The organism is Anaerobutyricum soehngenii (assembly GCF_009697165.1).
Lineage (GTDB): Bacteria > Bacillota > Clostridia > Lachnospirales > Lachnospiraceae > Anaerobutyricum > Anaerobutyricum soehngenii.
In genome coordinates this window covers 14,635-30,487 of sequence record NZ_VULP01000007.1, presented here as the reverse complement: position 1 = coordinate 30,487, position 15,853 = coordinate 14,635, and the positions used below count along the sequence as shown (strand labels likewise).

Genomic DNA, 15,853 nt, shown 5'->3' with positions numbered 1-15,853 from the left:
TGTAGCTATTCTTGAAAATTCACAGAGTTACATAATATTATATTTACCTGAATTATTTTTGTTTTCTTACTTTACTCCATTTACTATATACTACAGTTCCATTCGATAATCTTTTAAATGACCGAATTTTTATATAATATACTTTTTTCGATTTTATTTTTTTCAACTTAATCGAACTCTTTTTTGGAGAATTAATAATTTTCTTGTTCAGGCCCTTCTTAAAATTTTTCTTTGTAGCATACCATATTTCGTATCCAGATGAATTGGTGTCTTTCTTCCATTTAATAGTTAATGTATTCTTCTTTTTCTTTATAGAAATAATTTTTGCTTTTTTTAATTTTACACTTTTTTGTACCGTTTTATCAACAGTCTTATCTACTCTTCCCGGTTGCTTTTTTTCTTCTGCTGATTCATCCTTCGATGACCCAGTATTCGATTTTTCCTGTGTTGTTGGTTGTACATCCGGCTTTTCCTCTGCTTTTACTACAGTAACTTTTCTTGTTCGGGACGCGAATTCTCTTACTGTAGCCATCCTTTGAATTTGCACATTCTCTATAAAGGAAGCTACTTCTGCTACTCCCACACCAGATGACACAGTCATATTTTTCTGAACCCCATTTATACTGTATACTCCGTCATCTAATCCGGTAAATGTAATCTTTCCATTCTGATACTCTGCTTTTACTTCTCCATCAATAACCGGTCTCGTCGGAATCAAAATTTTCTTTATATTTCCTGTAAGCCCTGCAGAATCTGCCTTCTGTCTTATCCATAAATGTCGGCTTGCCTCTCCTGGTGTCAACACAAGCTTTATTCCTGTACCAGTTGTCCAGTTTACTCCATCAAAACTATATTCCATATTTTGACTAACCTCTTTATCCGTACATTCATTTGTATAATCAATAGAAACATCCGGTGCAGCAGCAACATCAAGCCTATCTGTTATCTCTCCAAAAAGAGTATCTCTATATGATATCAGTTGTGTCTGTATATAGTTATAATATTCATCCAACAAGCTAAAGCTTGTTCCCAATTCTTTATTAATCGCTTTTAAAACCTGCTCTTTTTTTCCTGAATCCTTTACTGATTCAATATAGGCTTTTTCTCCTTCCAGCCTCATTTTAATTAAATACTTTAATGTACTTAAAAACTCTTCTGGATCGCCTCCATCCTTCTCTTCTTCCCTCAAACGACTTTTCAGCGAATATGTCAGAGATGCCGCAACACGAAGTTTTTGCAAATTACTTACATTATCTGACCATTCAAACAGACTGTCTCCCAGATTAAAACTAATTTTTAATATAGCATATACCGGTGTCGCATAATGTCCACCATAAAATGTTTCATCTATAAGATTTAATCCTTTGTTTAATAATGTCTGTCCCTGTGCTTTTAATGATAATCTGGCATATTCTGATACAAATTTATCTGCTTGGCTTTTATACCCATTATTAATCTGATCCCTGATATTTCCAAGTTCTTCATAAACCACATCGTTTATATATTCAGAACTCATCAGCTTGTCAATACAATTAAGGGATTCTTCCTGATTGGCACTGATAGTTACCATTTGATTAATAAATTCTGCCGAATTATTCCATGCTGTTATCCCATTAGAAACCTGTCCAATAATCTTTTTACAAGCTCCACAATTCTCTGTTACCGACGCCTGAAAGGCCTGTGCAAGAAAATGATTATTATCATTACAATATGTATGAATAACATTCGCTACTGCTTCTGTTGCCGCTGTAGATCCTGCTAATGTTAAAAGCTTTTCTTTTAATCCTTTCTCTCCTCCTCCTTTTATCGCTTCTGCCAGTGTGTTAATCGTACTCGTATTTGATATAAAACTGCTGAGTTCTTCTACATCAGTCGTACTCGAATCAGATGCAACACTTTGCATATCACTCAGTACGGCACTTGCTATCTTTATATATTTCGTATCAACCTTCTGAACAACATTACTTTGCATAGATTCATCCGTCAAAAGATTTACTACGTACTGTCTTGTAATATCTTTCATATCACTATTTGTTATCAAACTCATGTCCCAATTTAAAACACAGTCTGTTGTACGATACACAGCCTCTCCAAACTTCTTGGCATCATCCTCACTATCTGCAAGAGCTTGCATATAGTAATAGAAATTTTCATTTTTACTGTCCTTTATAAACTCATAAAGCTTTCTTTTTTCCGGTTCTGTTAAAATTGACTTTTTCTTTTCCTCTGCATTATTTTTACTATAGAAATTCATTTCCGTGGAAGACAGAGTTACTGGAATATCCATCTTTTCAAACTTACTTTTTATCCATCCAAGAAAGGCTGTTCCATCATAATTAATCACATCATAATATGCATAATATTTTTTAAATGTTTGTCCCGGTCTAAGAACACTTAATTCATACTCTGGTTTTAAATATCTTATATTATTCTTATCCGAAAGAGAAGTCTTTAAGATTTTTATTCCTTTCTCAGATCCTGAAGTATTTAATGGAAAACCTTCCGGCAAAGTATTCGCATTCTGATTGCTTTTTAACACATTATCAATAATATCCAATGAAGTAATATAAACATCTACCGGATTCTTGTTCGTAACTGACAGGTTAAAATACAGAACATTATTTCGAATGGTCTTATTTACTTCAAAATTTACGGATAAATTTTCTGTACCATATACCTGTATTTTCTCGCTAGTTTTAAATGTTGCTTTTACCGGTTCTGTAAATGGCATTAATGTTCCTCGATAATCTACAGACAAATCATAAGAACCCTTTTGATCTCCTCGTACAATCCAGTCAACTTCTTGTTGTCCCTGCCCCTTTAGACTGTCAAATCTTGTATTCTTGCCTTGGATTATAGAAAGTCCCTCCGGAATATTTAATGTTGTTGTATTATCTTCTAATACAAACTCTCCATCTGCCTGATTAAAAATATAAAGCCGGACATCAAAAAATTCTTTCAAGCAGGATGCTGTCACCGGAGTATCAATTATTGCTATAATTTTAGAATTTTTTGAAGATTGAGGCACAAAACATTCCAGCTTTCTGGCACAATGTCTTCCATTAGTATCTTCCACAACCATTTTTTGCGAATTATCCGATCGAATCATTTGTCCACTATCATTTACATACCCTGACATCTCCACCGGTGTATCCTGATACATCATACGTACCGTAAACTTCGAAACATACTGATTTTCTGGATTAGCTGTATCAATTTTAGCTGCCATAATCTCATCTAAAGTCATGCGGTTTATTTCGAAATTTCCGCTCACTATTGCTTGTTTTGTCAATGTAACCTTTAATTCCGTCTTATCTCCCGCCTGAACAAGCACATTCTTTTTCACAGGAAGATATCCATCCGTATATACGCCAACTGCATATTTCTGAGATACACCAACAAATTCTACACAACCTCTTTCATCTGTATATTTTTTATTTTCCATGGTATGATCCATATCAAAATACACTGGAACATTAGATAAAACATCTCCATCACTGTCATATACCCTTACTTTAAGTGTTCCAATAAGTTTCGCCTCTTCCACCTGTACTGTCTTTTCAACTACAGATTGATTTCCTTCCTTATCCTCCACTGTTAGAATCACTTTATAATTTCCTGTTTCTGCATATTTATGCTTCGTAACAGGTTTATCTGATGTAACCTGCTCTCCATCTCCAAAGTCAAATATATAAGAAATGATTCCACTATCTGCTTTGGATTCATCTGCACGAAAAGCATATTCTACTGATTGTTCCATCCAACTTTCACAGGACAAAACCGCTTGTATTGATACTTTATTTTTTCTCCAGATATTCTCACTTTCTTTTTCACTGAAATTTCCTACATTATCACAAGCTTTTATCTTATATACATAGGTTTCTCCCTGTTTTGCCTCATGATCTTCATAAGTATACTCTTCTGAATCATCTGCCGTAACCGTATTAATAAAAACATATTTGCCTTCTATCGTCTTACGATAAATTTGATATTCCTTTAAATCTTTTTCTTGCTTTCCTATCCAGGTAAGTAGAATAGACTCTTCCTGCTCTGATGCTTTAAAAGAAATAATTTCAGGAGCTGTTCTATCCACGGTACATTCTATATCACTACAAACTGTCGTGTGCCCTGCTTTATCTGTAATCGTCACAGAAAAAATTATCTTCTCACCATCTGTCCACTGTGCAATAGGCAATGTTTTCTCCAGCAGTTTTTCCCTACAATTTAACTCCACCTCTTGGAAAAGCAACTTCTTATCCGAAGACTCTCCAATCGTATATGAAACACTTACCGTATCAAGCTTATCATTATCACTTACCAGAATACGAAAAGTTTTATTATCTCCTCCGATAATATCCCTATCTTTTATCAGGCTGCTTTCCATTACCGGTGCCTGTTCATCTTCTGGAACAACTGCTGAGACCGCCTCTGTTCTCTCACTAACATTACCTGCTTTATCTTTTGCTGCTAACTGATACCAAAATTTTTGTCCCGTTTCAGCATTTGCTTCCCAGTAATTCAAATATTGGATATCATCGGCGATTTTTTCATAATTTTCTCCATCAATAGAACGATACAGCACATAACTACTAATATCTTCTTCTTTATTCTGTTCCCATTTAAGTTCAATTCGCCCTTTAGAAACATCCATTTCTAATCCTCTCGGAACAGACGGTGCTGTACGATCAACAATATATTCTATGAATGGAATGTCTTTTTCCATTTCATTTTCTAATATATCAACTGCAACTGCCCGTACAAAAATACTGCCCTCATCATAATTTGTAAGATCCAATGTGTATTCCGCAGTTTCCTTTTTTCTTTTATTTTCAAAAGAAATCTTTCCTGCATCAATCCAGTCTGCCTTTGTTTTTGATACCTGAATTCTTACAGAATCTACCCCTGTGTCATCCTTGATACTAATTTTAAGCGGAATACTATCTTTATAATAATTTGCAGCAGGATTCATAGAAACAATCTGTGGGGCTTCCTTATCTTCCGCTGTTTTTATTTTTAATTCTTCAGATTCTATTCCTCTGTTTCCACACTGATCATATGCCACCACACGATAAATATATATCGTATTGGCTGTCAAATCAGTAAGGTTTACTCCAAGTGTGTTATAAATATCCTGTACTTTCTTAAATACCCCATCTTCCTGCTTTCTTTCCAGTCGAAAATAAGAAAAATCCTTATCTGCAACATCATTCCAACGAAGTGTCGCTGTAGTAGAGGTCGTTTCGCCAGATAATCCCTTTACCTGCTCCGGGCCTGTATTGTCTACTCTGTAGGCATAAGAAAGCCCTGTGCTAACATTACTCTGCGCATCATATGCAAGCCCCTTTACAAGAAGCTTTCCATCTTTATACTTTCTGGTATCTAAAGCAATCTTTCCATTTCCCGATGTATTCTCTCCAACTTTTTCCCATGACTGGCCCTCATCTTCTGAAACTTGTATCTCTGTCTTTACTACCCCTATATTATCTTCTGCCTGTACAGAAATAAATTGCACACCACTGACTGCACTGCCATTTTCCGGACTCATCTGTACAACTCTTGGTTTTTCCTCATCTTTTGAAGGCTTTGCCGCCACAACATCTGACGGCTCACTTTCCCTGCCCATAGTATTTACCGCAGTAATATAATACTCATATTTTACATCACGAGTTGCCTTTACATCCGTATAACTAACGGTATCCCTTCCATATATTTTCTTAATTCGAGTATACTGATTCTCATCTTCTGCTTTTCGATAAATATAATAGCAATTTGTCTCAAGCTCGTGTGCCAGACTCCATGACAGAACAATTTTATTGACATCTCCAAGCGCTGTTATTTTGGAAATTCTTTCAGGCGCAGATCGATCAATCTCTACTTCTGCAGTTGCACTTCCTGTTTCTCCATCAGCATCTGTTATTTCAAATATAATTGTATATATTCCATCCTTTACATCAAGAATATCCCATGACATCTGATATACTGCATGATCTTCACTCTTATAATGTTTTTCTGTAATCGCATTACATAGCGGTGTTTTCTTTCCATTCTGAAGCAAATAAAATCTACCCCATGTTGTCTTTTCATCTTTAGAGCCAAGATTTCCTATATTCTTAACAGAAGCATATAAATTACTTCCTTCCTGACAAAGTTTATTTCCATCATATTCCGTATAAATTTTCGTTACTTCTGGCTCTTTCAGTGTCACATTAAGAGAAGCTCTTGCTGTTTCCTGTACACTTTCTTTATCCTCATCTAAACTCTCCGTATATCCTGCCACTTCATAGGTATAACTTCCCATTTTCAGATTATCCTCTGAAAAACTACAGTCTTTCACTGTACCTGCCAAAACGCCATCACGATAAATATGATATCCCTGTATCTTTTCACTCAAAGATGAATTCCATTTTAACTTCACACTGTGACTGAATGCATATTCTATGCAAAGATTTCCCACCTTTGTCGTCATAAAATCAGAAGAAAATGTCACATTACTTCCAACATAAGAACCCCATTTACTCTTATAAATCTCCAGAGCCTCGCCCGGAACATAGATTGTTTCTAAATTAGCTGGACCATTACTACTTCCAAAAAACTCATAGCAAGTAAGTGATGGCGGTGTAAGTCCTTTAAATGTTAATGTCTTTATCTTTACACATCCGCTAATCGCATAACTTCCAATACGACTTACATTTTCTCCAAATATAACCCTTTCCAATTCTGTACAGGATGCAAAGGCACTGTTTCCTATCGTTTCTGTCTTATCGGGTATTATTACTTCTCCACTAAATTTATTGGACACAAACGCTCCATATCCTATTGTTTTTATACTTTCTGGCAAACTCAATATCCCTGTAAACTTACATCCGTTAAAAGCATATTCTTCTATCTGGGTCAATTTTGCTGACAAACAAAGCGTTCCATTGTATCCTTTACAATTGAAAAATGCACTTTTCCCAATACTTGTTACACTGTCTGGTATATTTAAATCTCCTGTCAAAGAAGTACAATTGTAAAACGCACTGGCTCCTATCGACACAATATGATCCGTCAACAACAAACTTCCGCTTAAAGACCCACATCCATAAAAGGCATTATCTCCTATTACCTCTACTTTTTTTGGCACATTTATACTTTCAAGACTACTACATCCTGAAAACGCATATGCCCCTATTGTTATAACCTCATCTGGCAAAATCACTTTCTTTATTGTCTTGTTATTCTGAAATGCTCCTCTTCCTATCTCTGTTATTCCCTCTGGAACCCTTACTTCTTCAGCATCTCCTATGTACGACACTAACGATTCTCCCTCTATGATAAGGTCATCAGCTCCCTCTTCTATAAGACGGACTCCTGCTCCCATTCCTGCTCCATATGCTGTATGATACGCCTTATAAGTACCAGATGGAACATAGATTGTTTCTAGATTAGCTGGACCATTACTACTTCCAAAAAACTCATAGCAAGTAAGTGATGGCGGTGTAAGTCCTTTAAATGTTAATGTCTTTATCTTTACACATCCGCTAATCGCATAGCTTCCAATACGACTTACATTTTCTCCAAATATAACCCTTTCCAATTCTGTACAGGATGCAAAGGCACTGTTTCCTATCGTTTCTGTCTTATCGGGTATTATTACTTCTCCACTAAATTTATTGGACCAAAACGCTCCATATCCTATTGTTTTTATACTTTCTGGCAAATTCAACGTCCCTGTAAACTTACATCCGTTAAAAGCAGATTCTTCTATCTGGGTCAATTTTGCCGACAAACAAAGCGTTCCATTGTATCCTTTACAATTGAAAAATGCACTTTTCCCAATACTTGTTATACTGTCTGGTATATTTAAATTTCCTGTCAAAGAAGTACAATTGTAAAACGCACTGGCTCCTATCGATACAAGATGATCCGGCAACAACAAACTTCCGCTTAAAGACCCACATCCATAAAAAGCTTTATCTCCTATTACCTCTACTTTTTTTGGCATATTTATACTTTCAAGACTACTACATCCCGCAAACGCATATGCCCCTATTGTTATAACCTCATCTGGCAAAATCACTTTCTTTATTGTCTTGTTATTCTGAAATGCTCCTCTTCCTATCTCTGTTATTCCCTCTGGAACCCTTACTTCTTCAGCATTTCCAGCATAATTCACCAGAACTCCATTTTCTATAACAAAATCATCTGACTTTAATTCAATTATTCTTGTACTATCTGATATTGACTGTCCATACGCCGCCACATATCTTCCATAACAACCAGCTTCCACATAAATACGTTCAAGGCCTACTACTCCACTTCTTCCAAAAAAATCCTGCTTATTTGTTATTGTTGGCACAGTCAGACCTGTAAATGTTATATTCTGCACTGTCTTACATCCATAAAAAGCATTCCCGTTAATCTGCTCTAACTTATTACCAAAATAAATTTCTTTCAACGAAGTACAATTTTGAAAAGCCATATACTTTATAGTCTTCACACTGTCTGGAAATACTACTTTTGTAATAACCTTATTCTCTTTAAAGGCATGCTCTTCAATGCTGGCTACTCCATCTGGTATCATAACCTCTGTTTTTTCCCCTGTATACTCAGTTAAAATACCATCTGTAATAACAAAATCAGATTCTTCCTTCTGTGTGTTTTCAGAAGAAACCTCTGTCGTATCTATCTCCTGCATATTCTCAGAAGAAACTTTTGTCATATCTTTTCCCTGGGAAGTATCCTCTATAATCTCTGTTGAAACAACCTGCGCAATCCCCTGCAATGGTGAAATCATAAAAATCATTCCTGCCATCAAAAATGATACTATTCTTTTCTTCATACCTTCATCCTTTCTCCATATACCCCTTTAAATTTCTATCCAAATTTTTCTACCTTTAAAATATCATATTCTTTTCATTTATTCACCTTTTTCCTTGATATTTATTAAGTATTTTTATTCTTTTCCAACAAGAAGAAAAAAAAAACAGAGTCAGATATTCAACTGACTCTGTTTTCCAGAATGCCTCTGATTTTCTTTTAATCCTGATTTTCTTCCTGCATCTGCTTTCTTTTTCTCTTTTTTTCTTTCTGAATCTCTCTTAACTTTCTGAAAAATGCAGAAAGCATTTCCGAACATTCCTCCTGAAGTACTCCTCTTTCAACCTGCACCTGATGATTAAACTCCTGCATTTCAAGAAGATTAAGAATGGAACCGCCACAGCCGGCCTTCGCATTCATGCTTCCAATAACCACTCTGGTCACACGTGCCTGCACGATCGCTCCGGCACACATCTGACAAGGTTCTAAAGTAATATACATCGTACAGTCTTCCAATCGCCAGTCGCCAAGCTTTTTACACGCTTTTTTCATAGCAAGAAGCTCTGCATGTGCAAGAACCGTCTTATCTTTATTTCGTTTATTATATCCCCGGGCAATCACCTTTCCATCATGGACAATAACACAGCCAATGGGAACATCTCCGATTGCTTCCGCCTTCTTTGCCTGCTTGATTGCCTCTTTCATAAACTTTTCATCTTCTGTGTATTTTCTCATAAAATGTTCTCCTGTTTGCCAGTTGCTCATTCCTCTAAAAATAACGGCCTTTCCTGATTATTTACTCCCTGCCCTTTAAAAGATAAAGCCAGTAGCCAAAATTGCCTGTTTTCATTCTATTCTCTGTCAGCGATAAAAATATCGGGAACTGATAAAGTTCCGCCATATATTTTTCCCTATTCTCATAAATACCAGGAACTCCAACACAATATCTTTTTTCTCCTGCGTATCTTACCTTGCCCATTAACAAATGCTTATAGCGTTCATATCCTTTTAAAAGAAATTGATTATCTGCTAACTGTCTGGCTTCTTCTCCCAGCTTTTTTAGCTTTGCTATTGATACTTTATACCCTTCATAAAAGGCAGTATTAAAAATATTATCCACAGGAGGGTCTTGTTTTACAGAGTTTATCCACATTTTTTCAAATTCATCCACAGGAGCGTTTACTTCTTCTATGTCTGTATCCATATTTACTTCCATATTATTTAACCCAGTATTGCCTATCTTATCATTGTTATCTGCAGCAATAAAATTAGCTATATTCTGTTCTTGCTCCTTAATATTATCTGTACTCTCTGCCTGATTGCTAACATCTGTATCATCTGCATTCTCAATCTGCTTACTAACATCCGTATCATCTGCATTCTCAATCTGCTTACTAACATCCGTATCATCTGCATTCTTAATCTGCTCACTAATATCAATATCATCTATACGCTCATCTGTATTTTCAGCCAACTTACGCATAGCAGTATGATCCACGTTTTCATCCAGATTGCCTGCATTGATGTCATTAATATCATCAATATTATCTACATAATCTACATGATCTACAGGTTCTTCCTTTCTCTTCCACTGCAATGATTTCAACACTTCTGCAGGGATTTCCTCACCAATCCAGACACTTCCATAATAGTATTCTTCCTGATAATACAACACAACACCTGACTGTTTCTTTATATCGAAACCTTCCGGAAGCTGCTCTTTAGAATATATTTGATGAAATTCCTCTTTATCTTCTTCTGTTATGATCGAATCAATCTTTCGGACTCCCCAGTGTTCTCCCTGCTTTTCATAGAAACATAGTTTTAATTCCATTCCATGTAATAATCGTTCATCGTTTATCTGAATAGTCAGCTTAAGAATAGCTGATTTTTGCTCTGCCTTAATAAATCCAAGACATTCTTTTTTTTCTGACTTTTCATAACGATACAGATAAGAAAGTATCCGTTGATAATCTGCCATGATGATACTCCTTTTTCACTAATGTATTCCGGCAAACTACTTTTATGACAGCAGTGTGTTTATCTTCCAAGAATATCTGATAACTGTGCAAATTCCTCCAAAGAAAGTTTTTCCCCTCGGATTGTCGGAGTAAGCCCCATCTCCTCAAGCGCCGCTACCGTTTTTTCTTTCGGTATACGCAGTTCGCTGGAATTATACAGTCCATTCTGCAATGTTTTTCTTCTCTGATTAAAAGAAGCGCGAATAATTTTAAACATAAAAGAGGCATCATTTACTTTCACCGGCTTTTCCTGATAGCGTGTCAGGCGAATAACGGCTGACCCAACGGCTGGCCTTGGAATAAAGCAATTTGGAGGCACATTAGCTACGATATATGGCTCAGCGTAATACTGCACTGCAAGAGAAAGCGCGCCGTAATCTTTCGTTCCCGGTCCTACCTGCATACGGTCTGCCACTTCCTTCTGTACCATAACTGTAATGGAATCGAGTGGCACTTCACTCTCAAATAATCCCATGATAATTGGTGTTGTAATATAATATGGCAGATTGGCAACGACCTTGATTGGCTTACCACCGTTCTTTTCTTCTGCAATTTTACGGATATCCACTTTTAAAATATCTTCATTTAATACCGTTACATTATCATATTCCTTTAACGTATCCTGAAGAATCGGAATCAGCTTTGTATCAATTTCAACAGCAACAACCTCCCTTGCCACTTCTGCCAGATACTGTGTCATCGTTCCGATTCCCGGACCGATTTCCAACACAAAATCATCCGGACCAATCTGTGCTGCTCCGATAATCTTATCAAGTACATGTGTATCAATCAAAAAGTTCTGTCCATATTTTTTCTGAAAATTAAAACCATACCGCTGTAAAACAGCAATCGTCTCCTGCGGATTTCCTAAATTCGCCATAAAACCTCCTTTTGCTGTCATAAGATTCAACTTTCGTCTTTGAACATGTTCTATCACAAGATAAAATCTTTGAAAACAGAATTTATAATAATATCCTTCATTGCTCCTCATTGCCGCCAGGATTTCTACTCCACTATACTGTGGCAATGCGTACAAATACTCGCACTGAAGGATATTATTATAAATTTTGTTACAGAAGATTAAGGTATTCTTGCGATAGAACATTCCCACAAAACATAAAAAATCATTTATAACACTTATTACAGCATTTTTATATTCGGGAAATCAGTTCTTAAACCTTCCCTTAAATTTTTACTTAGTTTCTCTATAGTAATGTAATAATACATGAAATAGCTATTTCATTCAAGAGACGAAATTGAGAAAGGGACAATATGTAAAAAATGCTTCGTATCACTTGATCTTAAAGCAGCCAAAAAACAGACCTCTAGAAGAGAAAGAATCCATATCTGTGACCTCGGAGCAAGTGTTGAATGTGAGTGCAGGAGCGAACATTCAACACGCCGCGACTAAAGTCACAGATATGAATTCTTTCTCTTCCAGAGGTCGTCTGTGTATCTGCTTGTCTAACGAATTAAGCCATATAATCTCTGGGCATTTTCATAAGTTGCATCTTCTACTTCTTCTGCCGTAATTCCTTTCAATTTCGCGATTTCTTCTATAACTAACGGCAGATATGCAGAACTGTTTCTCTTTCCCCTGTGCGGTGTTGGTGCAAGATAAGGACAATCCGTTTCTACTACGATATGCTCTAAAGGAATAGCCTTTACTACTTCCTTTAATACACGAGAATTTTTAAAAGTAACAACACCACCTACACCGATATAATACCCCATTTTCACATATTCTTTTGCCATCTCAGCAGAACCGGAAAAACAGTGGATCACACCACCTGTTGTCCCTGCATGTTCCTTTTTCATAATATCAAATGTATCTTGTGAAGCTTCTCTGCTGTGTATAATTACCGGCAGTTTTTCTTCTGTTGCAAGATGAAGCTGCCTGACAAACCATTCCTGCTGTACTTCCTTTGGTTCTACGTTCCAGTGATAATCCAGTCCGATTTCTCCAACTGCAACAACCTTGTCTCTGTGGCAATATTCCCGAAGCTGTCTCAACCGCTCTTCATTCAACTCGCCAACATGATCCGGGTGAATTCCGACTGCCCCATACATAAACGGAACCTTCTGAATAAGCTCTAACGTATCCTGTAAATCTTTCCAGCTCGCACTTACATTTACTACCTGTGTTACACCTGCATCTTCTAAAGATGCAAGGACAGCTTCCCTGTCCTGTGTATATTGCTTGTCATTATAATGAGAATGTGTATCAAAAATCATAATATACCTCTTTAATTGCTAATTGCTAAAGGAAACATACGCCACTGAAGGCAGCTTGATTACTTAGCTGAATTGCATTCCAAACTATGAACAAGAAGAAACTTCTTAATTAAGTTTCATTTTGTTCCGTTGCGCTAAACATTCCATTCTGCCCAGAAAAACAGGAACTTAGGAAAAATGAGTCCTAAGTTCCTATGGTCAGAATTCCATAGCACAAAGTCACAAAATGTAATACTTAATTAAGAAGTTTCTTCTCTTTTCCACAATCTTTTAGCAATTCAGCAATAATCATTCCTTCAGCGGCTGTCTACTTCAGACACACAAATCAGTTAAAAAATCATAATCTTCTGGACAATCCCCTTTTTTCCAACATAAATCACTAATTTGCTATCAAAACCAGTAAGCCGCTGAAACAAAATTTTATGCTGAATTGTAAAGAATTTATAATAAAGAAAAAGAATACAATTCAGCCAAACCTACTCCCTTCTGGAGAATCCCCATTCTTACCAACTGTAGATTTAGAATAGTCAGAAAAAAGGAAAAATACCATATCCCAGATGCGGCTTCGGAGCGTATTTAAGATGCGGACGAGCATCTTAAATACAGCGACTACAAGAGCAGATGGGATATGGTATTTTTTCTTTTTTCGTCTCCACGAAATCTACATATTAACAGATTTCTGCTCCTGCTGGCATCTTCTTTTCTGGAACCATAAGAGATAATTCTCCATTTTCGTCCTCAGCACATAAAAGCATACCTTCAGAAAGAACTCCAGCTAATTTAGCAGGTTTTAAGTTCACAAGTACCATAACTTTCTTGCCAACCATTTCTTCTGCACTGTAATGTTTCTTGATACCGGAAACAATCTGTTTTACCTGGCTTCCAATCTTAACCTGAGAACAGAGAAGTTTTTTGGACTTCTTTACTTCCTCGCAGGCAATGATCTCGCCAACCTGGAACTGCATTTTTTCAAAATCATCAAATGTAATCTCTTCTTTGGCTTCGATATCAATTACAGGTTCATCATCCTTTTTCTCTTCTTCTGCTTCCTGTGTCTGTTTTGAAGCATTCAGTTCCTCAACTTTTGCCTGTACTTCTTTTGCATCAAGTCTTGCGAAAAGAATTTCCGGTTTATCTGTTACCTTATTACCAGACTTATAAAGACCAAACATCTCAAGTTCATCCATGCTTCTTTCAGAAGAATTAAGCTGGGCAAAGATTCTTTCTGCTGTTTCCGGCATGAACGGAGTAAGTAAGGAAGCACCGATTGTGATGCTCTCTACTAAATTATAAAGGACAGTAGACAGTCTGTCTTTCTTCTCAGGATCTTTTGCTAAAGCCCATGGCATTGTCTCATCAATGTATTTATTACAACGTTTAAATAAGTTAAAAATCTCTGTCATAGCATCTGCTACTCTGAGTTTGGACATACATTTTACTACTTTATGCTTTGTATCTAATGCCACATCCATAAGATTCTTATCAAATCCATCTGTGACACCAGCATTGGCAACAACACCATTAAAGTATTTATTAGACATGGAAATAGTACGGTTAACAAGATTTCCAAGAGTATTCGCAAGGTCGGAATTCATACGTTCTACTAAAAGATCCCATGTAATAACACCATCATTTTCAAAAGGCATCTCATGAAGTACAAAATAGCGGACAGCATCTACACCAAATAACTCTACAAGATCATCTGCATAAATAACATTTCCTTTTGATTTACTCATCTTACCATCACCCTGTAATAACCAAGGATGACCAAATACCTGTTTTGGAAGTGGGAGATCTAATGCCATTAGGAAGATCGGCCAGTAAATTGTATGGAAACGAATAATATCTTTACCGATCAAATGTAAGTCTGCCGGCCAGTATTTCTTAAATAATTCTCCACTTTCCCCATCACAGTCATATCCAAGACCTGTAATATAGTTTGTTAATGCATCAAGCCATACATAAGTAACATGCTTTGGATCAAAATCTACAGGAATACCCCATGTGAAAGAAGTACGGGATACACATAAGTCCTGAAGTCCCGGTAAAAGGAAGTTATTCATCATCTCGTTCTTACGGGATTCCGGCTGAATAAAGTCAGGATGCTCATTAATATACTGAATCAGACGGTCTGCATATTTACTCATACGGAAGAAATATGCCTCTTCCTTTGCAGGCTGGCATGGACGTCCACAATCCGGACACTTACCATCTACTAACTGAGATTCTGTAAAGAATGATTCACATGGTGTACAGTACATTCCTTCGTAATATCCCTTATAAATATCTCCTTTATCATACAGTTTTCTAAAAATCTTCTGAACTTGTTTCTCATGATCTTCATCTGTTGTACGGATAAACTTATCATAGGATGTATTCATTAAATCCCAGATTCTCTTAATCTCTTTTGCAGTATTGTCTACGAATTCCTTTGGAGAAATTCCAGCCTCTTCTGCCTTTAACTCAATCTTCTGGCCATGTTCATCGGTTCCTGTCTGGAAACGTACATCATAGCCTTCTTTTCTTTTAAATCTTGCAATTGCATCTGCTAAAACGATCTCATAAGTATTTCCAATATGAGGCTTACCTGATGTATAAGCAATCGCAGTCGTAATGTAATATGGTTTCTTACTCATTTATCTATATACCTCCTGTGCAACCTGTCCTTAGGTGTACTATCTATAGTCAAACATTTTTTATTATAAAATAAATCCGAATATTCGTCTATGGTTATTTTTCTGAAAAACTAATAGTTTTCCTGTATAATTCATAGTATAATACCAAATACTTTTCATCTT

The 15,853-nt window shown here is 36.3% G+C and carries 6 protein-coding genes; all 6 read right to left on the bottom strand.

Annotated features, from left to right (window positions below; genetic code table 11):
• Positions 1-52: 52 nt before the first annotated feature.
• The 6 genes from FYJ25_RS05005 to metG all read right to left on the bottom strand — a co-directional run bounded on the left by FYJ25_RS05005 (position 53) and on the right by metG (position 15,691).
• Entirely contained in the window at positions 53-8,821 is an 8,769-nt protein-coding gene (locus FYJ25_RS05005; RefSeq protein ID WP_154580708.1) for a leucine-rich repeat protein, read from the bottom strand.
• Between the two features lie 197 nt (positions 8,822-9,018).
• Entirely contained in the window at positions 9,019-9,534 is a 516-nt protein-coding gene (gene tadA / locus FYJ25_RS05000; RefSeq protein WP_154580707.1) for a tRNA adenosine(34) deaminase TadA, read from the bottom strand.
• Positions 9,535-9,595: 61 nt separating this feature from the next.
• Entirely contained in the window at positions 9,596-10,780 is a 1,185-nt protein-coding gene (locus FYJ25_RS04995; protein WP_154580706.1) for a DUF6128 domain-containing protein, read from the bottom strand.
• A gap of 59 nt (positions 10,781-10,839) precedes the next feature.
• Entirely contained in the window at positions 10,840-11,700 is an 861-nt protein-coding gene (gene rsmA / locus FYJ25_RS04990) for a 16S rRNA (adenine(1518)-N(6)/adenine(1519)-N(6))-dimethyltransferase RsmA (RefSeq protein ID WP_154580705.1), read from the bottom strand.
• Positions 11,701-12,284: 584 nt separating this feature from the next.
• Positions 12,285-13,055, bottom strand: coding sequence for a TatD family hydrolase (locus FYJ25_RS04985; protein ID WP_154580704.1), 771 nt, complete (start codon positions 13,053-13,055; stop codon positions 12,285-12,287).
• A gap of 668 nt (positions 13,056-13,723) precedes the next feature.
• Entirely contained in the window at positions 13,724-15,691 is a 1,968-nt protein-coding gene (gene metG, locus FYJ25_RS04980) for a methionine--tRNA ligase (RefSeq protein ID WP_021906889.1), read from the bottom strand.
• Between the last annotated feature and the right edge of the window lie 162 nt (positions 15,692-15,853).